Annotated in this window: 23 protein-coding genes and 3 pseudogenes; 13 read left to right on the top strand and 13 right to left on the bottom strand. The window is 46.2% G+C overall.

Features of this window, described 5'->3' with window-relative positions; translation table 11 throughout:
• Positions 1-16 precede the first annotated feature (16 nt).
• Both yidZ and KIV40_RS08960 read right to left on the bottom strand, forming a co-directional pair.
• A pseudogene (gene yidZ / locus KIV40_RS08965) lies at positions 17-691 on the bottom strand (HTH-type transcriptional regulator YidZ); the annotation flags it as partial.
• Positions 679-843 (bottom strand): annotated as a pseudogene (locus KIV40_RS08960) (multidrug transporter subunit MdtL); the annotation flags it as partial. The pseudogenes yidZ and KIV40_RS08960, both read right to left, overlap by 13 nt.
• Before the next feature lie 132 nt (positions 844-975).
• Here KIV40_RS08960 and KIV40_RS08955 point away from each other — a divergent pair.
• Complete coding sequence (locus KIV40_RS08955) at positions 976-1,446, top strand: GNAT family N-acetyltransferase (protein ID WP_285348752.1); 471 nt, start codon at positions 976-978, stop codon at positions 1,444-1,446.
• Positions 1,447-1,516: 70 nt separating this feature from the next.
• On the opposite strand, the gene eno is transcribed toward KIV40_RS08955, so the two are convergent.
• A complete protein-coding gene (gene eno, locus KIV40_RS08950; RefSeq protein WP_012130036.1) occupies positions 1,517-2,800 on the bottom strand; it encodes a phosphopyruvate hydratase in 1,284 nt (427 codons plus the stop codon).
• A 165-nt stretch (positions 2,801-2,965) separates the two neighbouring features.
• Between eno and KIV40_RS08945 the strand changes: the two genes are divergently transcribed.
• Entirely contained in the window at positions 2,966-3,424 is a 459-nt protein-coding gene (locus tag KIV40_RS08945) for a GNAT family N-acetyltransferase (protein WP_134977355.1), read from the top strand.
• 35 nt (positions 3,425-3,459) lie between these two features.
• On the opposite strand, the gene KIV40_RS08940 is transcribed toward KIV40_RS08945, so the two are convergent.
• The gene (locus KIV40_RS08940; RefSeq protein ID WP_285348749.1) at positions 3,460-3,972 is read right to left on the bottom strand and encodes a DUF2799 domain-containing protein; all 513 of its coding nucleotides are present in this window, start codon (positions 3,970-3,972) and stop codon (positions 3,460-3,462) included.
• A 253-nt stretch (positions 3,973-4,225) separates the two neighbouring features.
• On the opposite strand from KIV40_RS08940, the gene KIV40_RS08935 reads away from it, so the two are divergent.
• From KIV40_RS08935 to KIV40_RS08915, 5 genes are all read left to right on the top strand, one after another.
• Positions 4,226-4,936 carry a response regulator gene (locus KIV40_RS08935; protein WP_285348747.1) on the top strand — a complete coding sequence of 237 codons (711 nt, stop codon included), beginning with the start codon at positions 4,226-4,228 and terminating at the stop codon, positions 4,934-4,936.
• Positions 4,936-6,366, top strand: a complete 1,431-nt coding sequence (gene creC, locus KIV40_RS08930; RefSeq protein ID WP_285348775.1) for a two-component system sensor histidine kinase CreC — start codon at positions 4,936-4,938, stop codon at positions 6,364-6,366. Before KIV40_RS08935 ends, creC begins: the two co-directional genes overlap by 1 nt.
• Positions 6,367-6,441: 75 nt before the next feature.
• Positions 6,442-7,782: a cell envelope integrity protein CreD gene (gene creD / locus KIV40_RS08925; RefSeq protein WP_285348746.1), complete on the top strand. Its 1,341-nt coding sequence runs from the start codon at positions 6,442-6,444 to the stop codon at positions 7,780-7,782.
• Positions 7,769-8,197 carry a DUF2809 domain-containing protein gene (locus KIV40_RS08920; protein WP_285348745.1) on the top strand — a complete coding sequence of 143 codons (429 nt, stop codon included), beginning with the start codon at positions 7,769-7,771 and terminating at the stop codon, positions 8,195-8,197. The genes creD and KIV40_RS08920 overlap by 14 nt, the downstream gene beginning before the upstream one ends.
• Positions 8,194-8,328, top strand: a complete 135-nt coding sequence (locus KIV40_RS08915; protein WP_285348744.1) for a hypothetical protein — start codon at positions 8,194-8,196, stop codon at positions 8,326-8,328. Before KIV40_RS08920 ends, KIV40_RS08915 begins: the two co-directional genes overlap by 4 nt.
• A gap of 108 nt (positions 8,329-8,436) precedes the next feature.
• On the opposite strand, the gene KIV40_RS08910 is transcribed toward KIV40_RS08915, so the two are convergent.
• On the bottom strand, positions 8,437-9,111 hold the full coding sequence (locus KIV40_RS08910) for a fructose-6-phosphate aldolase (RefSeq protein WP_285348743.1): 675 nt from the start codon (positions 9,109-9,111) through the stop codon (positions 8,437-8,439).
• Between the two features lie 254 nt (positions 9,112-9,365).
• Between KIV40_RS08910 and KIV40_RS08905 the strand changes: the two genes are divergently transcribed.
• From KIV40_RS08905 to KIV40_RS08880, 6 genes are all read left to right on the top strand, one after another.
• Positions 9,366-10,307: a glycyl-radical enzyme activating protein gene (locus tag KIV40_RS08905; RefSeq protein WP_285348742.1), complete on the top strand. Its 942-nt coding sequence runs from the start codon at positions 9,366-9,368 to the stop codon at positions 10,305-10,307.
• Between the two features lie 2 nt (positions 10,308-10,309).
• Positions 10,310-12,748, top strand: a complete 2,439-nt coding sequence (locus KIV40_RS08900; protein WP_285348741.1) for a formate C-acetyltransferase/glycerol dehydratase family glycyl radical enzyme — start codon at positions 10,310-10,312, stop codon at positions 12,746-12,748.
• 217 nt (positions 12,749-12,965) lie between these two features.
• Positions 12,966-14,474 (top strand): PAS domain-containing methyl-accepting chemotaxis protein, encoded by a 1,509-nt coding sequence (locus KIV40_RS08895; RefSeq protein WP_285348774.1) that lies wholly within the window; start codon positions 12,966-12,968, stop codon positions 14,472-14,474.
• A 340-nt stretch (positions 14,475-14,814) separates the two neighbouring features.
• Positions 14,815-15,144, top strand: coding sequence for a hypothetical protein (locus KIV40_RS08890; RefSeq protein ID WP_134977360.1), 330 nt, complete (start codon positions 14,815-14,817; stop codon positions 15,142-15,144).
• Positions 15,145-15,167: 23 nt separating this feature from the next.
• Positions 15,168-15,632, top strand: coding sequence for an NUDIX domain-containing protein (locus tag KIV40_RS08885; protein ID WP_134977361.1), 465 nt, complete (start codon positions 15,168-15,170; stop codon positions 15,630-15,632).
• A gap of 32 nt (positions 15,633-15,664) precedes the next feature.
• Complete coding sequence (locus KIV40_RS08880) at positions 15,665-16,159, top strand: GNAT family N-acetyltransferase (RefSeq protein ID WP_134977362.1); 495 nt, start codon at positions 15,665-15,667, stop codon at positions 16,157-16,159.
• 75 nt (positions 16,160-16,234) lie between these two features.
• Here the strand turns inward: KIV40_RS08880 and cydX are convergent, their stop codons facing one another.
• From cydX to KIV40_RS08840, 8 genes and pseudogenes are all read right to left on the bottom strand, one after another.
• The gene (gene cydX, locus KIV40_RS08875; RefSeq protein WP_010453186.1) at positions 16,235-16,342 is read right to left on the bottom strand and encodes a cytochrome bd-I oxidase subunit CydX; all 108 of its coding nucleotides are present in this window, start codon (positions 16,340-16,342) and stop codon (positions 16,235-16,237) included.
• A 10-nt stretch (positions 16,343-16,352) separates the two neighbouring features.
• Entirely contained in the window at positions 16,353-17,489 is a 1,137-nt protein-coding gene (gene cydB / locus KIV40_RS08870) for a cytochrome d ubiquinol oxidase subunit II (RefSeq protein ID WP_285348738.1), read from the bottom strand.
• Positions 17,490-17,498: 9 nt separating this feature from the next.
• Complete coding sequence (locus KIV40_RS08865) at positions 17,499-19,094, bottom strand: cytochrome ubiquinol oxidase subunit I (RefSeq protein ID WP_285348737.1); 1,596 nt, start codon at positions 19,092-19,094, stop codon at positions 17,499-17,501.
• A gap of 88 nt (positions 19,095-19,182) precedes the next feature.
• A pseudogene (locus KIV40_RS08860) lies at positions 19,183-19,782 on the bottom strand (DoxX family protein).
• The gene (locus KIV40_RS08855; RefSeq protein WP_228174258.1) at positions 19,779-20,510 is read right to left on the bottom strand and encodes a putative DNA-binding domain-containing protein; all 732 of its coding nucleotides are present in this window, start codon (positions 20,508-20,510) and stop codon (positions 19,779-19,781) included. Before KIV40_RS08855 ends, KIV40_RS08860 begins: the two are co-directional and overlap by 4 nt.
• Positions 20,503-21,369: a DUF692 domain-containing protein gene (locus tag KIV40_RS08850; protein WP_005453112.1), complete on the bottom strand. Its 867-nt coding sequence runs from the start codon at positions 21,367-21,369 to the stop codon at positions 20,503-20,505. The genes KIV40_RS08855 and KIV40_RS08850 overlap by 8 nt, the downstream gene beginning before the upstream one ends.
• A complete protein-coding gene (locus tag KIV40_RS08845; protein WP_005436274.1) occupies positions 21,357-21,671 on the bottom strand; it encodes a hypothetical protein in 315 nt (104 codons plus the stop codon). The genes KIV40_RS08850 and KIV40_RS08845 overlap by 13 nt, the downstream gene beginning before the upstream one ends.
• The gene (locus KIV40_RS08840) at positions 21,661-22,617 is read right to left on the bottom strand and encodes an MBL fold metallo-hydrolase (protein WP_285348735.1); all 957 of its coding nucleotides are present in this window, start codon (positions 22,615-22,617) and stop codon (positions 21,661-21,663) included. Before KIV40_RS08840 ends, KIV40_RS08845 begins: the two co-directional genes overlap by 11 nt.
• Positions 22,618-22,866: the final 249 nt, after the last annotated feature.

Here is a 22,866-nt window from a genome sequence, read left to right as displayed (position 1 = left end):
TAATGGTATTTCGTAACTACACCAGTTTTGGATTGTACGCATTACGTTTGTGCCAAAGCATGGTGAACGGGATCAGCAGTTTATCTTGTTGAGTTTGTTCCAATGGAATGGGTAGGCATACCAAATCTGGATGCAGTTTCTTGGTGTAACTCTCACCGTATTGCGGTGCGGTGGTCAGCATATTGTGGTGTGGTTGCGCGGCCATAAACAGAGACTGCTCGAAGCTCGACATGGTTAAGCCAATAGAGCGCTGTAGGCCAAGTTCACTCAACACTTCATCTAAAGCCCATGTTTCACTCTTTTCCCAAACAATGTTGATGTGTTGATAGCTCAAAAAGGTCTCAAGATTCCATGCCTGCTCCAAAGCAGGGTGATTCTTGTGCAAGTAGACCATAGGTAGGTCTGAGAACAGCACTTCAAAATCGAGGAAGTAAGGGAGCAGGTCGAGTGACTCTTTCGAGCGGGGATGGCTCTCTCTTCCGGTAAAGCCGATGTCTGCTTCTCCACGCACAATCGCATCGAGTGAATCGTAATCCCAGTTACTGGTTTTGACTTTAGCATCCGGGTAACGCTGGTGGATTGCAACAAGAAGATCATCAAGAATCGTCAGCACTAACGGGGATTCAATAGTCAGATCAAAGCGTACGCCTTTTGGGGCTATATCGCTGCGTTTTTCCGCAATTTGGCTGCCATTCCCGCGAGATAGATAGAGAACGCGATATGTAATTGTGACTCGTTGGCGTGTAAATCGGCTGCAATTTGTGGCAAACCTACAAGGTAAAGATCAATCGCGGTAGGATAGAGTAATACAAGGGAAAAACTACAAAGCAGAAAACGGAACATAATAACCTCACTGACAATTGGCGAGGATAATAAAATGTGCAACGTTTGCCTGCGAGTGGGAATTACGACCGCAGGTATTTCCATTTCCGACATACCCTGTATAAATCGAACGGAAATTCAACAAGGATGACCATGATTACCATTGAAAAGTACACGCCATGCCGTCATGAGCAAACCATTGAGCTACAAGTCTTGGAAGAGCAGGCTCAGTTTACGATTGAGGATATTGGTAAGAAATTAGAAAGTCTTAAACCGACAGAGCTGCCCCATTTGATCCTAGAAAATGATCGTGTGGTCGGGTTCTTTTTATTTGATGCTGCGTACAGTGAAGATTATGACTTTTGCCCTCAAAGAAGTTTAGGTGTTCGCTCATTACTGGTGGATCATCGCCATCAAGGCAAAGGTATTGCGAAGCAAGCAATCGGGCTGTTTGGGGATTTTGTTAAGTTGTATTATCCAACGTTTGAATTTCTCTACCTAACGGTTAATTGTCGAAATATCCCCGCCTACCAGTGTTACCTAAAGGCGGGGTTTGAAGATACTAACGAGCTTTATCATGGTGGTCCGGTTGGGCCTCAGCATATTATGCGACAAGCCTTGTAATTATTTTTCCAGATACTAAAAAGCCGCCCAGTTCCACACTGTGCGGCTTTGCTTTAGGCATATTGTTGGATTAGCGAATGAAGGCTTTGCGGCCAGCAAACATCGCCATTGAGCCTAACTCGTCTTCAATGCGCATGAGCTGGTTGTATTTTTCGACACGTTCACCACGGCATGGTGCGCCTGTTTTGAGGTGACCTGTGCGAAGTGCGACTGTCATATCGGCAATGAAGCTGTCAGTGGTTTCCCCCGAGCGGTGAGAAACAAACGCGCCCCATGCAGCGTGATGACACATTTGAATCGCTTCAATGGTTTCGGTTAAAGAGCCAATCTGATTCAGTTTGATCAATGCTGAGTTGGCAGCATTCATCTCAATCGCTTTCTGTATGTACTTGGTATTAGTAACGAGAAGATCGTCACCGACGATTTCGATCTTACCGCCAAGCTTCTCATTTAGTAGTGGCCAGTTGTCCCAATCGTCTTCTGCCAAGCCATCTTCAAGAAGGACGACCGGAAAATCTTCAACCAACTTCTCGTAGTATTCAATCATCTCTGCGGAGGTCAGTTCACGGTTCTCTGAGCGCAACTTGTATTTACCATTCTCATAGAATTCACTAGAGGCTGGGTCCATACAGATACCTACATCGACACCGGGTTTCAGTCCAGCTCTCTCAATCCCTTTGACAATCAGCTCCAATGGTTCGCGGTTTGACTTCACTGCAGGAGCAAAGCCACCTTCATCACCGACACCAACAGAGTAATCTGACTCAAGCAGAACCTGACGTAGGGCATGATAGACTTCGCTGCCCCATTGCACCGCTTGTCTGAAGTTTTTAGCTCCATATGGCGCGATCATGTATTCCTGAAAATCCGGGCCTTGCCAGCGAGCATGTACACCACCGTTGAGGATGTTCATGCAAGGCACGGGTAGAAGGTTAGCGCCTACACCACCGAGATACTGATAGAGTGGGATGTCTGCTGTCATCGCGGATGCGCGAGCTACGGCCAAAGAAACCCCAAGAATGCCGTTTGCGCCCAGACGAGACTTATTTTCGGTGCCGTCTAACTCGATCATAATGCGATCAATCAGTGCTTGATCTCGAGAGTCTAAACCAACAATAGCCTCAAGCACTTCGGTGTTGATCAGTTGAACGGCATTGAGTACACCTTTGCCACCAAAGCGGGTGTCGTCACCATCTCGCAGTTCAACCGCTTCTCGTGAACCAGTACTGGCACCCGAGGGCACCGATGCTCTTGCTGCAATGCCGCAACCGAGTGTGACTTCGACTTCCACAGTCGGATTTCCGCGTGAATCTAAAATTTCGCGCGCCAGAATATCCTCAATCAAGAAATCCATATTTTGTCCTTAATGATCATTTAGATGGAGAAACGATTTTAGAGTGTAGACTACGATTTATAATGTGGGCGGCTTTTGATAGCTTTGATGTTCAAGGATGTTGTTTATGTAGCTGTTTTCACATAAATTTCATAAAGATTTACCCCTCGTCATCAAGGAAGACATGTGAAAATTGAAGTCGACAATTTAGAAAGAACAGCCGTAATCGCATTACTAGAAGAACATCTACAAGACATGTATGCCACATCGCCACCAGAGAGCGTACATGCGCTAGATTTGGATAAACTGAAAGCGCCAGAAGTGACATTTTGGACTGGATGGAAAGAGGAACAGCTACTTGGTTGTGCTGCAATTAAGGAATTGGACGAGCAACACGCAGAGCTGAAATCAATGCGCACTACGCCATCGGCAAGAGGCCAAGGTGTAGCGTCTCAATTATTGATTCATGTGATTGAGCAAGCAAAGCAAAAAGGGCTACGACGATTAAGCCTAGAAACGGGTTCGATGGAATTTTTTGAGCCTGCCCGTCTGCTGTATGAAAAACATGGCTTTGTCTACTGTGAGCCGTTCGGGGATTACGAACTCGACCCGAATAGCCAATTTATGACCCTAGAGCTGAGCTAGGGCCATGGAGTTTTAGCAAACGAAATGCAGCGGTTTTAGAAGTTCAAATTGAAATTAATGGTTGGTGTGAGCAGTTGTGAGCGCTCATCTGCTAGCCTTTTTCTCTTTTCTTTTAATCGCTTAGCATTTTCTTTATCAGGATTGTTGTCTAGCTGATTGTCGATAACCGAGATTTCGGTATCGATTTGTTGGATACGCTGTTGGCGTTGATATTCCTGACGACCTAATTGGTAATTTTCAAGAAATTGCTTGTTGCTGCATACGCCATAATATTCTCCGCCCTCACTTCCCACGGTGTAACCGTTGTCTGGAGAGCAATAGATGATAGTGCCTTTATCGAAGCCTTCTTTCCACTGCGCGCGATTTGGAGTCACCCCGGCTTCGTTACAATCTTCAGTATAACTATTAATAATGCTTGGCGCGTTGCCGTTTAAGCCATTTTGGTAGCCGACGTTGTACCAGTCCGCGGTTTTACATTCTTCGGGAGACATGCTGGCACAGCCAGAGAGCAAAGTGATTAACGTTAAGGGGAGTAGTGCTCTTTTCATCCGTTATTGTCCTTTAAACTGATTCCAGCCAAAGAGTGTAAAATGAACACTGTTCATATCAATGGGTGAAATCATTGTATTCGCAAATGTAGTGAGTCATCAGTGCGGGTGATAAGTTCCATTATTTGAATGAATTTTGTTTTATTAATATCTCTCGCGGACTTTGCCATTGCTGTATCAATCCGATAGCCTTTGCATCAAAGTAAGGGATAACCCCAACACAAAAATAAATATCGTCAACGAGGTTAAGACAATGAGCGACCAATCAACCGTCGTTATTATTGAGGATGAATCTGCCATTGCAGAAAACCTCATTCATGTATTAGAGGTGGATGGCTATCATGCGGCGTGGTTTGCAACGGCAGGAGAGGGTTTAGCCTTTTTGCAACAAAACCCAGCAGCGTTACTTGTGTTGGATGTTGGTTTACCGGATGGCAATGGTTTTGAATTGTGCAAAACCATCCGTGAGTTTTCTGATATTCCGATTATCTTTCTCACAGCAAGAAGCGATGAAATTGACCGTGTAGTGGGCTTGGAGATTGGCGCGGATGATTACGTGACTAAGCCATTTAGCCCGCGTGAAATGTTGGCTCGCATTAAACTTAGAATCAAAGCCAAAGCGCCGATGATGGAGCACAAACCGGAGTCTGTGGCTGTTCCAGAACAACCTCAATTGAACCATGATTTGGTTGCACAAAACTTCGACTATGGTATTGGCGGGCAAATGCTTGGGTTAACTGCGGTGGAATTTAAGATCCTCGAAAAACTGATTTCTGTCTCTTCCAATGTATTGAGCCGAGAGCAGCTCATGGTCGCTGCAGACATGGCGCCAGAGGCTGCATATGAGCGTAATATCGATACTCATATCAAAGCGATTCGCCACAAGTTGAAGCCGTTTGAGATGTCTGAACGCATCTGTACTAAGCGTGGCTTTGGGTACTTTTACTGCATTAAAGGTGAATGATGAATCGCTGGCCGAAGATCCCGCTTGGACTCAGACTGTTTTTTCTCTACTTCATCTTAGTCGGAATGACGGCTTACATGGTGAGTAAAACTGTCGTCCAAGAGCTTAAGCCAACTGTGCGTCAAACCACCGAAGAGACGCTGGTGGATATGGCGAACTTACTCGCGGTATTGGCTGAAGAAGACGTCGCGAACGACAAGTTATCTGAGAGTCGCTTTTCCAAACTGCTAGCGGCTTATGGGCAGCGAGAACCTCAAGCGCGCATTTGGGAAATCGGCAAAAAAGCGATTAACCATCGAATTTACATCACCGATAAACAAGGCATTGTGATTGCAGATTCTTGGCAGCAAGATGTAGGCAAAGACTACTCGCAATGGAATGATGTGTATCTCACGTTGCGTGGTCAATACGGCGCGCGCAGTACCATTGAAGACCCGAAAGATCCACTCTCAACCGTTATGCACGTTGCTGCGCCCATTTACCACAAAGGCGAAGTAACGGTGGCAAAATCCAATCGCTCAGTACAACCTTTCATCGATCTTTCTAAACGCAATGTGTTGTTTTGGATGGTGTGGATGAGTGGCTTAGTGCTACTGGCAGGGGCATTGTTTGCTTGGCGAATTCACTCGGCACTGAACAAGCTAGAAGACTACGCGACCAAAATGGGTGAGGGCGAAAAGGTCTCTAAGCCGACATTTCGTATCTTCTATGAGTACGGCACGCTAAGCGACGCATTGGAGAAAATGCGCAACCAACTCGACGGCAAACAATATGTGGAAGAGTACGTACAGACGCTGACTCATGAGCTGAAAAGTCCGTTATCAGCGATTAAAGGCGCGAGTGAAATATTGCAAATGCCGTTGCCTGAAGAAAAGGTCACGCGCTTTGCTGGCAACATTGAGCGAGAAAGCGACCGCATGCAGTCATTGATTGATAAGTTGCTAGAACTTGCTCGTCTTGAAAAGCGCCCCGAGCTAGAACAAGTCGAAGCTATCTCGCTAAAACAAATGGTCAATGAAGTGGTTCAATCGGCGGATGCGCGTTTGAGTGCTAAGTCGGTCACTGCCAACATCCAAATTGATGACCATCTCGCCGTGCTTGGTGATGCCTTCTTACTGAAACAAGCCGTTTTTAACTTGATGGATAATGCGCTGGATTTTGTTCATTCAGAGGGACGTATTGAATGGAAAGCTGAGGTCACGAAAGAGAAAGTGTGCTTATCGATTTTCAATTCAGGTCCTCACATTCCCGACTACGCGATGCCTCGTTTGACCGAGCGCTTCTACTCCCTCGCTCGGGAAAATGGCGTTAAGAGCACTGGGCTTGGGCTTAATTTTGTTGAGCAAGTGGTCAAGCTGCACAAAGGTAAGTTGCAAGTAGAAAACGTCGATTCTGGTGTGAAAGTGACCTTGATTTTACCAACTCCATAGAAACTCCACATTAGCTCCATTCGTTCTCCAAATTTCTGATTTAGATTACTCCCATCAGCAAATGGAGAATGAAATATGAAAAAGATCCTCAATAACCAACTCGGCACGAAGTTCGCCTTCGTGCTGTTTTTGTTTGTTTTACTGCAAATCCCACTTTCAATGGTCACAGGGCTGATCTCAGAACGCTCATATCGCCAAGATGAAGTCAGAAATGACATCGCACGCAGCAGCAGCGGCGAACAGCGCATCATTGGTCCATTCATCATGGTTAACTACACCGAAACCAGTTACCGAGATGACAAAGTACAGATTAAAGAGCGTCGTAAATTCCTCCTACCTAGCACTTTTGATATGAGCGCAAATCTGGACAGTTTTGAAAAGTACCGAGGTATTTACCGTGCGCGTTTATACAAAGCGCAAGTGTCGCTGAAAGGCGCTTTTGATGCAGACGATGTCGCGGCGTTGCAGGGGCTTGATATTGAAAACATGAGTCTAGTGGTTGGCATTGAAGACAGCCGCGGATTGATTCGTTTGGATGACATGACCATGGCGAGTGCTGATATCGAAGTCGCACCGGGAACAGGGCTAGACCAGTTACCACAAGGCTTCCACAATGCTCTGACACTTGCAGACCTAAACACAGCGCAACCTTTGGCGTTCGATCTTAACTTCTTGCTGCAAGGGATGGGGCAGCTTCAAGTCACACCAATCGGCAGTCAAACAACGGTTGAGCTCTCTTCAGCTTGGGCACATCCAAGCTTTATCGGTGATTACTTACCGGTGTCGTCAGAAGTATCTGAAGATGGATTTAACGCACAATGGGCGAGCAACAATTTCTCAACCAATATCGCGCAGCTGTTCCAAAGCTGTTTGTCATCGAATCACGCTTGTCACGAGCTTGAACAGCGACAAATGGGCGTAGATTTAATTGATCCCGTGGACCACTATTTGAAATCTCACCGAGCAGTGAACTATTCACTGTTGGTTATCACATTAGTATTTGCGAGTTTCTTCTTGCTGGAGCTGTTCCAAGCGCGTCCGGTTCACCCAGTACAATACGGCTTTATTGGTCTGGCTTTAGCGCTTTTCTATCTGTTGCTGATTTCGATGAGTGAACACCTTGGCTTCAACTGGGCATATGTGGTGTCGGCAGTCGCATCGACTGGGCTTTTAAGTGTGTACGTGAGCGGTATGTTGAGTAACACCAAACACGGCGCGATATTCGGAGCGTGTTTGCTCACTCTTTATGGATTGCTGTTTGGCTTGCTACAAGCAGAGAGTTACGCATTGGTCATGGGGACATTACTGTGTTTCGCTATTTTGAGCTTCACTATGGTTATTACACGCAACATCGACTGGTACGCACGAAATAAGAAAGCGGAAGAAAGCGCAAAGGCGAATCATGAAGATGTTTAAGCGAGCCACTCTCGCTGGTCGGCCAAGCGATATGGTGATAGAGACGTCCGCTATCCACTTGCAATTTTCTGCAAAAAATGGACTCAGAAGCTTGGTGTGTTTTATCGCATTGGTCGTTATCGCGCTCTTTGTTCGAGACAGCTTTATTCGTCCGACATTTGGCGATGTTCTGGTTGTGGTTTGGCTCTACTACTTTCTCGCAAGCTTGTTTTCCATGTCCGTTAACTGGCTGGTTTCATTGGTGGTGTTGATTGCGTTTGCCGTCGAGTTGGGGCAATTGTTACGGGTTGCTGCTTGGCTTGGTATCGAACCTTCATCGCCTCTGGCTGTAATTTTGGGCGCCACATTTGATTGGAAAGATCTGCTAGCTTACTGCATCGGAGGTTTACTGTGTTGGTGGATGGAAAAGAAATGAAAACCGAGCTGAAAGCCATTACTTTGCCAAGCCGACTGCGCTATTCCAAACGAGGTATTCGTAAGAGGTTCAAAATCAGTTTACTCAAGCGCGTGTACCTTTGGTCACTGCCCAATAGAGAGCTGCTGTAGCGCTACTTCTTTATCTGAAACACAAAAGGGAATCTTAAACTCACCGGCGCACAGGGTGAGTTAAGATTCCCTTTATTGTTCATTGAGACGTCTAGCTGCTACTTTTAATTAGCTTTCAAATGAAAGTTTCTCGCCAAACGTCTCTTTCCAGTCTTTATCGAACTGTTCAACCGCCGGTTTTACTGCTGGGTGAGCGAACATTTGTGCCGCCACATCTGTTGGTAATGTAATGGCTTCGATGCCCAGTTTCATCACCTCCATCGCTTGTTGAGTGTTCTTGAAGCTGGCTGCCAAAATCTTCGCTGGTAGTTGGTTTTGATCGAGCAACAATTGAAGATCCGCAACCACTTCAATACCGTTGCCGTTCATCGTATCAATGCGGTTTACGTAAGGTGCTAGGTAGTCTGCGCCGCACAGTGCAGCTAGGAAGCCTTGTTGAGCCGAATAGATAGCGGTAGCAAGAACCTGAATTCCCTCTTTTTTCATTAGCTTAATTGCGGCTAAGCCGGTTTCTGTTGCTGGTACTTTTACCACCATATCGTAAGGTAATTCATTCAGTTGGCGCGCTTCTGCCACCATGCCTTCGACGGTTGAACTCACGACTTGAGCGTGAAAGCGAGGTGTACCGCCAAGTGCTTCTTGCATGCCTGTTAGGGTTTCATTCAGTCCCTGTTTTGACTTCGCCAAAATGCTTGGGTTTGTCGTCACGCCTTTTAGCGATAGGCACTGGTTAAAGCGTTTTACTTCTGCCACATCAGCAGTATCTAAATAAAGTTCAATCATGGTTTCTACCTTAAACAAAATCTTCGTTTTGATGATGGGATCACTATAGATCTGACAATCGAACGAGATCTTGACTCTGATCAATTGAAATTTCATTTGAAACCACAATAATTTCATTAGGTGAAAGTTAAGTGAAACTTGTAAACGCTCAAATGAAGCTTTCAGTTCGAACAAAGAAAAGCCGCTGATAAGACTTGACCAGCAAGAAACGGATTAAGTACACAGCGGTAACACAGACCAAGAGGCAAGCAGAGATGTATTTCAATATTCAACGATTCTCTACCCATGATGGCGATGGCATTCGTTCCATTCTTTTTCTTAAAGGATGCAGCTTGTCTTGCCCTTGGTGTCAAAACCCAGAAAGCCGCAGCGAAAAGCATTCACTGTTGTTTGATCAGCGAAGCTGCATGGAAGGTTGCCCGCTGTGCGTTTCTGCTTATCAAGCCACAACTGAACCCACAGCGGGTAGTGAAACGGTGGGTGATGCTATTCAACGCATCGACAACCAGATCATCATCAATCGAAAAGCAATCAAAGAAGACCAACTGATCGCGCTGCGCAATGTCTGTCCGACGCAAGCACTGACCGTCTGCGGTGAAGAAGCGAAATCAGACATGTTGTTCGACACCTTAATGAAGGACAAACCTTTCTACGACCAAAGCCAAGGTGGTGTGACCTTCTCCGGTGGTGAGCCACTCATGCAAGCGGATTTGGTGGCAGAACTCGCACAGCGTCTGCATGACAACCAAGTCTCTACCGCTATTGAATCGTGCATGCATGTGCCGTGGAAGAACGTCGAAAAAGCCGCGCCGCATATTGATTGCTGGTTGGCGGATTTAAAACACACTGATGAAGAAAAGTTTCTTAGCTGGGCGAAAGGTTCACTAAAACGCATCAAAGACAATTTCCGAAAACTGGCACCTATCACGAAACGCATTGTGATTCGCGTTCCCGTTGTGCCGGGGTTCAATGACACCATCGAAGAGTTGAAAGAGATCATCGATTTTGCGGCTTCACTAGAAAGCTGCCAAGAACTTCACTTGCTGCCGTACCACACGCTCGGCATCAATAAATACCGTTTGCTCGATATGCCTTACGAGTGTTCTGACAAGCCATTAAACAAACCAGAACTGCTAGAAAGCGCCATGCAATACGCAAGCGAAAACACCCAACTTAACGTGATTGTAAGAGGTTAACTATGGACCTGAATTACCTTCCTGAGCGTATCAAAGCGCACAAATCGGCACTGGTAAATATCGTAACGCCACCTGTCTGTACCGAGCGTGCAGAGGCATACACTCGTGCTTATCAAGCAAACGAAGACAAACCTGTGATTGTCCAACGTGCGTTAGCACTGCAAGAGCACTTACGCACTCGTTCGATTTGGATTAAACACGATGAGTTGATCGTCGGTAACCAAGCGAGCAAAGTGCGCGCTGCGCCTATTTTCCCAGAATATACAGTCCGTTGGATTGAAGCGGAAATTGATGAGCTAGCCGACCGTCCTGGTGCAGGCTTTGCTGTTACCGAAGAAGATAAGCAAAGCATCCACAGCATCACTCCGTACTGGCGCGGTAAAACTGTTCAAGACCGTTGTTATGGCTTGTTTACTGATCAGCAGCAAGAAATCTTAGCCAGCACCATCATTAAAGCCGAAGGCAACATGACTTCGGGTGACGCGCACCTAGCGGTGGACAACGAGAAAATCTTGAAGTTAGGCATGAACGGTTTGTTAGAGGATGTTCGTCAGCACCGTGCTAACAATGATGTTTCGACCTTTGAAGGCTTGAAGAAAGAGCAGTTCTACAAGTCGGTAGAAATCGTACTGCTTGCCATTCAAGATCACATGGTGAGCTACGCTGAATTGGCAGCAAAAATGGCGCTTGAAGAGACGCGCCCGCTGCGCAAAGCTGAGTTAGAAAACATTGCGGAAAACTGTCGTCATGTAGCGAGCCACGCACCAGAAAACTTCTGGCAAGCACTGCAATTGAGCTACTTCGTTCAGTTGATGCTACAAATCGAATCGAACGGTCACTCGGTTTCTTTCGGTCGTATGGATCAATTCCTCAACGAATTTTATGTTCGCGATATTGAAAACGGCGCGATTGAAAAAGACTTTGCATTAGAGCTGCTGCAAAGCTGTTGGTTGAAGCTGCTTGAAGTAAACAAGATTCGCTCTGGCTCGCACTCAAAAGCCTCCGCAGGTTCTCCGCTGTACCAAAACGTGTGTATCGGCGGTCAGAAGTTGAATGAAAAGGGTGAGCCTGAAGACGCAGTGAATCCGCTTTCTTGGGCGATTCTGGAATCTTGTGGTCAGTTGCGTTCGACGCAACCTAACTTGAGTGTGCGTTACCACGAAGGTTTGAACCAAGAGTTCTTAATGGGTTGTATCGAAGTGATTAAATGTGGCTTCGGTATGCCTGCGTTTAACAACGATGAGATTGTTATTCCTGAATTCATCAAACTTGGCGTAGAGAAAGAAGACGCTTACAATTACGCCTCTATCGGCTGTATCGAGACAGCGGTTCCGGGCAAATGGGGTTACCGTTGTACGGGCATGAGCTTCATTAACTTCGCTCGTATCCTGCTCGCTTCATTGAACGAAGGTGTGGATGCAACAACGGGTAAAGCTTTCTTGCCGCACGATAAGTCATTAGCAAAAGGTAACTTTGAGAACTTTGAGCAAGTGACAGCTTCTTGGGCAGAGCAAATCCGCTACTACACCCGTAAATCGATTGAGATTGATACAGTCGTCGACAGCGTGCTTGAACAACAGGCACAAGACATCTTCTGTTCAACGCTGGTGGATGATTGTTTAGCTCGCGGTAAAACCGTGAAAGAAGGTGGCGCGAAATACGACTGGGTGTCTGGCTTGCAAGTCGGTATTGCAAACTTGGGTAACAGCCTAGCTGCAATCAAACACCTTGTTTTCGATAACGCGCAAATCACTCAACCCCTTATCTCACAACAACAGCTGGCAAAAGCATTGGCAGAAGATTTCGACGGCATGGAGAACGAGCAGCCTCGCCAACGTCTTATCAACTTTGCACCAAAATACGGTAACGATGATGATGCGGTAGACCAACTACTGGCAGACGCGTATCAAGTGTATATTGATGAGCTAGAGCAGTTTGTTAATACGCGTCATGGGCGTGGTCCAATTGGCGGCGGTTACTACGCAGGTACATCAAGTATTTCGGCAAATGTCCCATTTGGCGCCTCAACCATGGCAACGCCGGACGGTCGCAAAGCGAAAACGCCATTGGCAGAAGGCGCAAGCCCGTCATCTGGCTCAGACCGTTTAGGTCCAACGGCAGTGTACAACTCGGTTGGTAAGATTCAAGCGAATAAGATCCTTGGTGGCGTGCTGCTTAACCAGAAGTTAAGCCCGGCAGCGGTTGAGTCTGAAGGGGATAAGCTCAAGCTCTCTATGTTGATTCGCACCTTCTTCAACCACCACAAAGGTTGGCACGTGCAGTACAACATCGTCTCTCGTGAGACCTTGCTAGCGGCGAAGAAGAACCCAGAGCAATATCGTGATCTTGTGGTGCGAGTTGCAGGCTACTCAGCCTTCTTCACCGCGCTATCACCAGATGCGCAAGACGACATCATCGCACGTACCGAGCACGAGCTGTAAGTACACTGACTAACTAAAACAAAAGGCACCGATTGGTGCCTTTTTAATGGATGATGGAAACTAAGTGCAGTTAATATGAAACTTGGCGTGTATTTTGAAGTGTGTCACATTTTAGAACTTATTAATCGAGTTCTATCTCACATATTAACCCTATGCCCTACGATTAATTATGCAACTTAATGAGTATTTTGGAGATACATTTTTATGGGGAATGAATATGAGAGAAATGGAATATGACTATCCTTCTAACTATAACTTAATTTCTATCACCGACCCGTCTAGTTACATCAAGTATGCGAGCGCTAACTTCAATGAGGTCGCGGGCTTTGATGATGGCGAGTTAATTGGTCAGCCTCATAATGTTGTTCGGCACCCCGATATGCCCAAACAGGCTTTTAAAGATTTATGGTCGCACCTGAAAAGTGGCAAACACTGGATGGGGATGGTCAAAAACAAGAGAAAGAATGGCGGGTATTATTGGGTGGATGCGTTTGCTTCCCCAATAAAGAGCAATGGAAAAACAGTAGAATATCAATCTGTTAGGTTTAAACCAGAACGGGCATATGTAAAAAGAGCAGAGAAGGCGTACTCAAAGCTAAATGCAGGTTCTAAACCAATTCAAATGTATTTTCCAAGAACGCGCCTTTGGATGAGAGCCGCATTTTTTATTTTAGTATCTAGTGCTTTGGGTATGACGCTCGAAACGTTAGGTCAGCCCTCTTGGGGTGCTTTCATGGCGGTTTCTTTGTTGTCAATATTAGCGATTTATGTTTTGACACGACCATTAGAAAAGCTAGCAAAACAATCAAGAAAGGATTTCGATAATCCTCTAATGGAGTACATTTATTGCAATAAAATTAATGATCTAGCAGAGATTGAGCTAGCAATGAAAATGAGAAAGCAATACGCAAATGCTTTGCTCGGAAGAATTAGTATTTCAGTCAAAGATTCATGTGACTCGACTCAGCAAAACGCAGATAAAGCTGCAGTAAACAGCGAAAGCGTTACTGAAAATCTCAATGAAATGCAAGCATCTTCATCTGAAATATCGGTGAATGCTCAAGCGACGGCAGATGCGACGTTAAAAGCCCAGCACACAATGACAGAAAGCCGCACTGTGATTGATGGAGTTAACCTTTCAGTTCTGGATCTCGTGGATGAGCTAGGACAAATATCTGAGGTGGTCACGCGTTTAAACAACCAAACAGAACAAGTGGGTTCAGTTGTGGAAGTAATCAGTGATATTGCTGAACAAACCAACCTATTAGCATTGAATGCCGCTATAGAAGCAGCCAGAGCGGGCGAGCAAGGTCGAGGTTTTGCTGTTGTTGCTGATGAAGTAAGAACACTAGCTAAACGGACTCAAGAGTCGACGACGTCAATAAAGACAGTAATAGAGAATATTCAGCAAGGTAGTCAATCAGCAGTACTCGCGCTCAAGAAAGGGAACGAGAAATCAACGGGTACAGTATCTTTGCTAAATTCGTCTTTAGATTGTATTCAACAGCTTGAAGACCTTGTGCAGGATGTGGTTGAACGCAATCAACAGATAGCAGTCGCAATTGAAGAACAAGTATATGTAACTGATGAAATTAATGAAAATATTCAAACCATAAACCTTAAGTACAATGAGTCTTATGAGTTAATGACAGAAACAAACAAAATGAATGAAACAGTAAGAAAAAGTACAGAGGACTTGGCAGAAATGATTCAAAAGTTCGCTTAACTATAGTAGCAAAGGCTAAAAGTAGTGAGGAGATCAATTATCCGGAGTTTGTTGGTTTTATCAACAGACGCAATGATAAGAATGTTAGATTGACTCAGACAAAAAGGCACCGATTGGTGCCTTTTGCGTTTTGGAACGCGTCTATTTACCCATGTGCTCGTGGCGCATTTAAACTCGCGAATGGCATCACCCCTTTGCAGTGGAAGAAAGATAATCAATTATCGAGCTAGGTGCTTAGTAAATCTATTTGAGCTTTATCGTATTTAGTTGCATAGGTGATTGATTAGTTGGGTTGTTTCAATAGGGTAGGAGAAAATTCAAAACAAGGGTAGAAGAACGGATGTTTTTACTCATCGCAATACTTGCAGGGTTAGCGGCGTTCGCGTGGTTTTACCGACAAGGGCAAGACGTCGGCTTAAACCGAATTCTCGGTATGCTTTATTTCATTGCGTACACTGTGGTGTATTTGTACGTCCCACCATTCCTTGAGGCTGGTCATCAATATATAGGTAAAACCTACGAGCTTGTCCCAATCGTTTGTTTTTACTTTATTTTGCAACCGGATCCTGAAGAGGCATCGGTAGAGCAAAAGGCCATGACATTCTTCGCATGGTGTGGATTGCTATTCATCACATGCTTCTTGTTGTATTTCAAAATGAATGTTTGGTAAAAAGTTATATTCAAGGATTAAAGATGAGTGCCAGTCACTATGTAAAAGAGCTACGCAGCAAAGTTGGTAATCAAGTATTAATGATTCCGGGCGTTGCAGCCGTGATCCTTAATGAAAGTAATAAACTGCTTTTGCAAAAGAAAGCGGATGGCAGTTGGAGTTTACCTGCAGGCATGATTGAGCCAGCCGAATCACCTTCGCAAGCCGTGATTCGAGAAGTCAGAGAAGAGACCGGACTCAAGGTTAAAGTTGAACGTGTGCTCGGTGTTTTCGGTGGAGAGGGATTTGGTTTCACTTATCCAAACGGCGACCAAGTAGAATACACAGTTGTCTTATTAAAGTGTCTGCAAACGGGATACTTTGACGGACAGCTAGATGACGAGACTATCGAGCTGGCTTGGTTCTCTAAAACAGATATGCCGACACTTGCTTTGCCTTATCCCTTTGAGTGCTTATTTGCAGAAAACATCGAACCATTGGTTTCGTAACGAATGCTCACTCAAACTAAACAAGGAAGAAAATGCAAATAGTTAAAGCCAACCTCAGCCATTTAGAAGCGTTTGAGCGGTATGTTGAAAAGTGTGCTCAGGTGGGAATGGAAATGTACGTTGCCGCCCACAGCGATAGTGAAGCGCTTTTGAAAAAACGAATTAGATACTCAAAGGGCGAAGGTTTACCGGAAGGTTGGACGCCGTCTTCGACATACTTCTGTATCGAAGAAGGGGTGATACTTGGTTCGATTCGAGTTCGTGAAGGGAACAACGATTACCTTGAAAATGTGATAGGGCATATTGGTTACGAAACTGCGCCAGATGCTCAAGGTAAAGGCATCGCCACATTGATGTTGAATTGGGTGAAAACCGAGGTCGTTGAGGACTCTGCAATCGTAACTTGTGATGTGGGCAATATCGCATCAAGACGCGTGATCGAAAAAGCGGGTGGCGAGTTCCTCAATACGTTTTATTCAGAACAAGATAAATACGAAGTGCGCCGCTATCGATTGTCGGCAGAGTAAACTCATTGAGATGAACAAACGCCCGCGTGATTGAGGGCGTTTGTTATTGGGAATGCTCCGTTCTGAAGTGAGAGGTTAGAACTCTTCCTCTTCAAAGCGCCCAGTGTTCTCTAGCCATAAACCATTGATGACACCAAAGGCGCAGGCGAGTAATACGCCAAGTACCCAACACATGTACCACATACTTGCCTCCTTAATAGAGTGATGAGCTGTTGCTGCGGATGTAGTTGTTATCCAAACGTCCGAACATTTTGTAGTAACACCATGCGGTGTAGCCCAGAATCACAGGTACAACGATGATGGCAACGATAGAAATAATGCCGAGAGTTTTCTCACTCGATGTCGCGTCCCATAACGTTAAGCTGTGCGATGGGTTGATGCTTGATGGCATGATCATCGGGAATAACGTGACGCCTGCGGTTAAGATGATGCAAGCGATCGCAATACTCGACATAGTGAACACCACCCCAGCACGGCGAGAGACCGTTGCCCAAAAACACACCAGTAAGCTCGTTACCGCAGTGAATGGAATCAGCCAGAGTTGCGGCATTTCGCTGAAGTTATGCAATAAGTCACCAGCAATGCTCACCACTTGTTTGTTGAGTGGATTAGAAACACCGTCTTTTAGCATTGCGCCGATGATGATGTAACCCGATTGAGATGCCGCGAACAAACCGCCAAACATAAACAGCAACATGGTTGCACCCGCGCCCCACAGCGTGATGTTTTGTGCTCGAGTGCGTAGCTCATGTTTGGTTTTCATTTGAAGGAAAGCAGCCCCTTGTGTCACCATCATGGTCAAACTCACCAAACCACACAGAATTGGGAATGGAGTGAGCAAGTCAAAGAACCCGCCTTGATAATCGAGCATCAGCAAGTTGTTTAACTCGAACGGTACGCCAACCAACAAGTTACCGAAGCCAACCCCAAAGATAATCGGTGGAATCACACCACTGATGAACAAGGCGATATCACATGCGTTGCGCCATTGCGGATTATCGATTTTAGCTCTGTAATCCATACCGATAGGACGCAACCAAAGGGATGCCAGCACCAACAGCATGGCAATGTAGAAGCCGGAAAACGCTGCGGCGTATACCAAGGGCCATATCGCAAAGATGGCACCGCCAGCGGTGATCAGCCAAACTTGGTTGCCGTCCCAGTGCGGCGCGATAGCGTTAAGCATTACGCGGCGCTCTAGGTTCTTTTTCCCCATAACAGGGAGCAGCGCGGCTACCCCCATATCGAATCCGTCGGTGATGGTAAAACCAATCAACAGCACACCAACGATCGCCCAAGTAAATAGGCGTAGGTTTTCGTAATCAAACATAGTGCCTCCTTAGTGCTGATCAATCAGTTTGAATGTGTCGGATTGTTTGTCTTTTTTGTTGTTTTCTTCGTGGTGATAGCGACCCGTTTTAAGCACGCTTGGTCCACGTTTGGCAAACTTCACCATCAAGAACATTTCTACAATCAAGAACGCTGTGTAGAGCACATAAACAAAGCCGAGCGAAATCCAAATGTCACTTGGCGCGAGGTTAGATACTGCCATATTGACCGGAAGCACCTCACCAATTGCCCATGGCTGACGTCCGTATTCGGCAATGAACCAACCTGCTTCACAAGCTATGAAAGGCAATGGAATCGCCCATAGTGCCGCTCTCAATAACCAAGGACTCGAACCTAATTTTCTGCGGCAGACTTGGACGAAAGACAAACCGATAATGGCGAACATTAATACCCCACACGCCACCATGATTCGGAAGCTCCAGAACAGAGGTGCCACTTGAGGAATTGTGTCTTGCGCCGCTTGTTTGATTTGGCTTTCGGTCGCGTCGGTGACGTTCTCGGTGTATTTTTTCAAGAGCAAACCGTAGCCGAGGTCTTTCTTCATCTCATCGAATTGAGCGATGTTTTCAGGGCTGTCGTTACCTGCGCGAAGTTCCTCTAGCATGCCGTAAGCTTGGATACCATCGCGGATACGATCTTCGTTCTGTACCATCAGATCGCGTAAGCCCATCACTGGTTCATCCAGCGAGCGAGTTGCGATGATCCCCATTAGATATGGAATCTTAATGGCGTAGTCGGTTTCCATGGTTTCTTGGTTTGGTAAGCCAAATAGCGTGAAAGAGGCGGGCGCTTCTTCGGTGTGCCACTCGGACTCAATCGCCGCCAGTTTTACCTGTTGCACGTCACCAAGCTCGTAACCCGATTCATCACCCAGCATCAATGTCGACACAATCGCTGCCATGCCAAATGCGGACGCCACCGCAAACGAACGGCGAGCGAAAGAGATATCTCGACCTTTGAGTAAGTAGTAAGCACTGATGCCCATCACAAACAAAGCACCTGTGGTGTAACCGGCAGCCACGGTATGAACAAACTTCACTTGCGTGACAGGGTTAAACACCACATCAGCAAAGTTGATCATCTCCATTCTCATGGTCTGGTAATTAAATTCTGCGCCGACTGGGTTTTGCATCCAGCCGTTCGCCATCAAAATCCACAATCCAGAGAAGTTAGAACCTAGCGCTGTCAGCCAAGTGACCGACAAGTGCTGGCGTTTTGATAATCGATCCCAACCGAAGAAGAACATACCGACTAAGGTGGATTCGAGGAAGAAGGCAATTAAGGCTTCGATGGCGAGCGGTGCCCCGAAAATATCGCCCACATAGTGAGAGTAATACGCCCAGTTGGTACCAAATTGAAACTCCATGGTAAGACCGGTCGCGACGCCCACGGCGAAGTTAATCCCGAATAACTTACCCCAGAACTTGGTCATGTCTTTGTAGATGGTTTTTCCCGTCATGACGTACAAAGACTCCATAACGGCCAGCAAGAAAGACAAACCTATGGTCAGTGGGACGAATATAAAGTGATAGAGTGCGGTACTAGCGAACTGAAACCGCGACAGATCAACGACATCTGCAAACATAAGGACTCCTTCCCGCTACCAGAGTAGCGGGTTAGATAAGGTTATTATTGGTCTGTTTAATTAAGCGTTAACACTTGGGGCGCTTGAGTTAGGCTTTTGCTGGTGTGCGAGAGAAAGGTTTTCTCAACCAGTAATCCAAGCTTACGTAGCGACCACCGCCGTAGAAGAACAGCACCAGCAACATCACAAAGTAGGTCGCTGCGAACTCCATACCGTTGTTGAGCATTACTGGGTCACCCAATTCGGTGATGTAGTTGTATCGACCTGGGAAGTTGGTCGCTAACCATTCAATAAAGCCGTTCAAACGCACCGTTGCTTCCATGGCGCCAGTTGCGATGGCATCCCAACCGTGTTTCCAGTGCACCATTGCGCTCGCAACACTCATCAAGAAAATCATCGGAATCGACATCACTCGGGTAAACAAACCCAAAGCGATACAAATACAGCCAAGCACTTCCGTACCTGCGGCAAGAAACGCTTACAACTCGGGAAATGGTAAGTTCAAACCACCATCTGCGGTGGACGCGCCAAACCACGCGACGGTGCCAGAGAAACCCAGCACCTTAGAGCGAGCGCCAACAAAAATGACCGGAATGAGGTAGAGACGAATCGCAAGTAACGCTAAGTAATCGTATCTTTTGCATTTCTCGACGAGACCGTCGAACCAATTGAGGGCTGACTTAATCATAATTTTTCTCCTGAAGGGCGGACGCTGACGAGTCCTAGTTCACTGAAGTGTTGAGCCCACTCCATGAAACTGAATCTGGCGAGTTGCTGAGCAATCATTTGTTGTAGTTGCGCCAGAGTCAGGTTTGGTTGCTGTTGTAATAGTTGAATCAATGCGACATCCACTTCTCTGAGCTTTTGCGAGATCACATGATGCTGTGAGTTCCGAAACACGCCATAAAACACAGGGTGACGCCTGTCAGTTAGGAAAGTTGCGGAGTCTTGATGCAGCAAGAAAGGCACTTCGACCAGCTTTAATGTTGGGTTGAGTTGCAGCACTTGGTTCTCGTCGAATATCGGATTCGAGGGTGAATTGAATGCCGCGACTAAGGTGTCAATTTCTACATTGAACGCCACCCATTCATATTCCAATAACGCCTTCTGATCGGCAGAGATGGAGCTGGAATCTTGATGCGCTTTCTGCTGCAAAAACTGAACAAACTCGGTGGCAATATGATGAAACTCAGGCTCGGAAGCGCCATGCATCACCACAAAGTCATCCACCATGCGTTCAAGTTGTTCATCAGCGAACTGCGAAGAAAATAGAGGGAACGTATTCGCAACGACACCCAAGATGTTGTCGCGGATAAATTCGCTATATCGACACAGCGCATGCTGATTCATAGGCGTGCGAATTAGAGCAGTTAGGGACTCGGTTTGCGCGCGCATTTTGCTCGGAGGATTAAGCATTGAGCACCTCCTTACACAACACTTCGAGTGTTTGACTGAAATCCAAGATCTCACCATGAATGCTGCGAAGCTCTTCGGCCAGAACAAGCAGCGACGGCACATTGTGGTCGCGCTCAAGAAGCAAAGGCTTGCTGCCATGCACCGAGTAGGTGTAACGAGCCAGATCAATCACTTCATCCGGCACTGGCTTTCCATGGGTATCGAGCAAGAAGTCATCACGCTCTTTCAAGTGACCCGCAATGTGGTAATAACGAATCGCGTCGCTTGGTAAAGTGCTCAGCATGTCGTAAGGGCAGAAATGATGATTTCGGCTGTTGACGAACACATTGTTGATGTCGATAAGCAGCTCACATCCACTACGGTCACTCACTTCAGCGATGAACTCGCCCTCTGGCATTTCATGTCCGTAATCGTGGTAGTAAGAGATATTCTCTAACGCCAATGGACGCTGAATAATGTCTTGCACGCGTTGAATACGTTCGACCAAATATGGAATGTTCTCTTTATGTCGAGGGATCGGAAGCAGTTCATACAAATAGCCCTGATTGTCTCTAGAGAAACTCAGATGTTCGCTATAGATGTCGATATTAAATTCATCGAGAAAGCGTGCGACGTCTCGTACAAAAGACTCGTTTAACGGTTGGCAATCACCAATCGATAAGCTCAAGCCATGAGCGACAAGCGGATAATATTGAGCAATGTCTTGCAGTTGTTCACGTTTCAAGCCGCCAATATTCATCCAGTTTTCCGGTGCCAATTCGAGGAAATCGATATCTGGGTGCTCGGGCAACTGACACAGCAAATCAACGTGTTCGCTGCGCAGCCCAATCCCTTTTGATGTATCGGTTATTGTCCGCATACCCCACCTGTGATTTTGCTTTTGGTTAATTTGATGGTTTCAGCTGAAGGGTTAATGCCTTCGCCAGTCACGCCACATTTGCCGTCACGAGCGCGTACCAAACGGCCTTGCGGATCATCTTTTAACTCTTGTTTCTCGAAGCGTTTCTCTGTACCACATTTACCAGCCGCGCACTTACCGCCATGTTGAGAGCTGGATTGAGCTTCAACAGGAGCTTCGGTTGGTGCATCGGCAAACGCCATGCCTGAGTTCAAAGTAATGACAGACGTCATCGCGATAGATAGAGCGAGTTTATTGTTCATGAGACATCTCCTTCGCTGCGCTCATTGGGTAGCTGGATAAGTCGTGACCAGCGATAACTTGACCTTGGTAGTACTCTTTAACGATCTTGATGGAAACGGGTTTGAGTTTTAGACCCAAGCCCATCCAGTGGTTAAGCACCAAGAGTTTTGGGTTCACTTCTGCGGCGATCTTGCCGACAACCGATGGCTTAGCGTGCATAAATGACGAAACTTCGTCGGCTTCTTCATGAATAGCTAATGGCATCAATAAAATGTCGGCACCTTTAGCAAAGTCGATGAAGTCAGGGTTACTGCCGTTTTGGTCGGCGGAAATCACCATCACGCCTTCGGCACTTTCGATTCGGAAAGCGAGACAAGGTACGTCGCCGTGTGGGATACCCAGTGCGTAAATGGTTAACCCATCTTGCTCATACACCTTGGTGCCTTGGGAAGTTTTGTATGGCACATCAGTAATGGTGACGGGGAATAAGCCATCGCTACCGTCAAACAAACCGTTCAGATATGCGTAAGCGCCTTCATCACCGTCGAAAAGCGCTTTCATGTAACCGGTTAAGCTAGGAAATGCAGAGCCTGCTTCTGGGCCTGCGATATCGAGAGGATCTTGACGATCAAAGAAGTAGCCACCTTTTAATAAGGCAGGAACGTCAGCGACGTGGTCGGTGTGAAAGTGGCTTAAACCAAGGAAGTCTAAGTCTTCCAGTTTGCCGCCCGCTTGACCAAAACGCAGATAAACACCGCCACCGGCATCGATCATCACGCGTGATTTTCCTTTCCACCAAATCAGTTCACCAGACGAGGCACGCAGGTCATCAGAGATTGGTCCACCGGATCCGAGTAGCTGCAAAGTAAAATCTTTTTCGAGCGGTTCGACAGTTAATGCGTAACAGTTGGCTGCGCCTAAGGATAACCCTAGAGCCAGCACTAACGCTTTTAAAGGCTGTTTCATATTGAATGCCTATGAGTTTGATTTTTCTTATTTATTTTCTTTGGGTGAGCATCCAAAGAAGTGTTGAAGAGGCAGGAAAAACGATTTGTTTTTGATGTCCGTCAAAGCACGGGAATATGATATCCAATATGAATGGTTAATTATATCTAGTAATTTTAAAGTTTTGTTCAGGTAAATTGAACGTTATTGGTTTGAGCTGAACAAGCATCAGAATGTAAAAAGGCACCGTGAAAGGTTAACTCCTATCAC

It is taken from the genome of Vibrio sp. D173a (assembly GCF_030248475.1).
Note: the sequence above shows the minus strand (reverse complement) of the source record. Positions and strands in the feature narration are given on the sequence as shown.

Bases quoted from the DNA above. Each gene is read 5' to 3' on its own strand.
- KIV40_RS08955 (WP_285348752.1), top strand. From the start codon at position 976: ATGATTACCATTGAAAAGTACACGCCATGCCGTCATGAGCAAACCATT.
- eno (WP_012130036.1), bottom strand. From the start codon at position 2,800: ATGGATTTCTTGATTGAGGATATTCTGGCGCGCGAAATTTTAGATTCA.
- KIV40_RS08940 (WP_285348749.1), bottom strand. From the start codon at position 3,972: ATGAAAAGAGCACTACTCCCCTTAACGTTAATCACTTTGCTCTCTGGC.
- KIV40_RS08935 (WP_285348747.1), top strand. From the start codon at position 4,226: ATGAGCGACCAATCAACCGTCGTTATTATTGAGGATGAATCTGCCATT.
- creC (WP_285348775.1), top strand. From the start codon at position 4,936: ATGAATCGCTGGCCGAAGATCCCGCTTGGACTCAGACTGTTTTTTCTC.
- creD (WP_285348746.1), top strand. From the start codon at position 6,442: ATGAAAAAGATCCTCAATAACCAACTCGGCACGAAGTTCGCCTTCGTG.
- KIV40_RS08920 (WP_285348745.1), top strand. From the start codon at position 7,769: ATGAAGATGTTTAAGCGAGCCACTCTCGCTGGTCGGCCAAGCGATATG.
- KIV40_RS08915 (WP_285348744.1), top strand. From the start codon at position 8,194: ATGAAAACCGAGCTGAAAGCCATTACTTTGCCAAGCCGACTGCGCTAT.
- KIV40_RS08910 (WP_285348743.1), bottom strand. From the start codon at position 9,111: ATGATTGAACTTTATTTAGATACTGCTGATGTGGCAGAAGTAAAACGC.
- KIV40_RS08905 (WP_285348742.1), top strand. From the start codon at position 9,366: ATGTATTTCAATATTCAACGATTCTCTACCCATGATGGCGATGGCATT.
- KIV40_RS08900 (WP_285348741.1), top strand. From the start codon at position 10,310: ATGGACCTGAATTACCTTCCTGAGCGTATCAAAGCGCACAAATCGGCA.
- KIV40_RS08895 (WP_285348774.1), top strand. From the start codon at position 12,966: ATGAGAGAAATGGAATATGACTATCCTTCTAACTATAACTTAATTTCT.
- KIV40_RS08890 (WP_134977360.1), top strand. From the start codon at position 14,815: ATGTTTTTACTCATCGCAATACTTGCAGGGTTAGCGGCGTTCGCGTGG.
- KIV40_RS08885 (WP_134977361.1), top strand. From the start codon at position 15,168: ATGAGTGCCAGTCACTATGTAAAAGAGCTACGCAGCAAAGTTGGTAAT.
- KIV40_RS08880 (WP_134977362.1), top strand. From the start codon at position 15,665: ATGCAAATAGTTAAAGCCAACCTCAGCCATTTAGAAGCGTTTGAGCGG.
- cydX (WP_010453186.1), bottom strand. From the start codon at position 16,342: ATGTGGTACATGTGTTGGGTACTTGGCGTATTACTCGCCTGCGCCTTT.
- cydB (WP_285348738.1), bottom strand. From the start codon at position 17,489: ATGTTTGATTACGAAAACCTACGCCTATTTACTTGGGCGATCGTTGGT.
- KIV40_RS08865 (WP_285348737.1), bottom strand. From the start codon at position 19,094: ATGTTTGCAGATGTCGTTGATCTGTCGCGGTTTCAGTTCGCTAGTACC.
- KIV40_RS08855 (WP_228174258.1), bottom strand. From the start codon at position 20,510: ATGCTTAATCCTCCGAGCAAAATGCGCGCGCAAACCGAGTCCCTAACT.
- KIV40_RS08850 (WP_005453112.1), bottom strand. From the start codon at position 21,369: ATGCGGACAATAACCGATACATCAAAAGGGATTGGGCTGCGCAGCGAA.
- KIV40_RS08845 (WP_005436274.1), bottom strand. From the start codon at position 21,671: ATGAACAATAAACTCGCTCTATCTATCGCGATGACGTCTGTCATTACT.
- KIV40_RS08840 (WP_285348735.1), bottom strand. From the start codon at position 22,617: ATGAAACAGCCTTTAAAAGCGTTAGTGCTGGCTCTAGGGTTATCCTTA.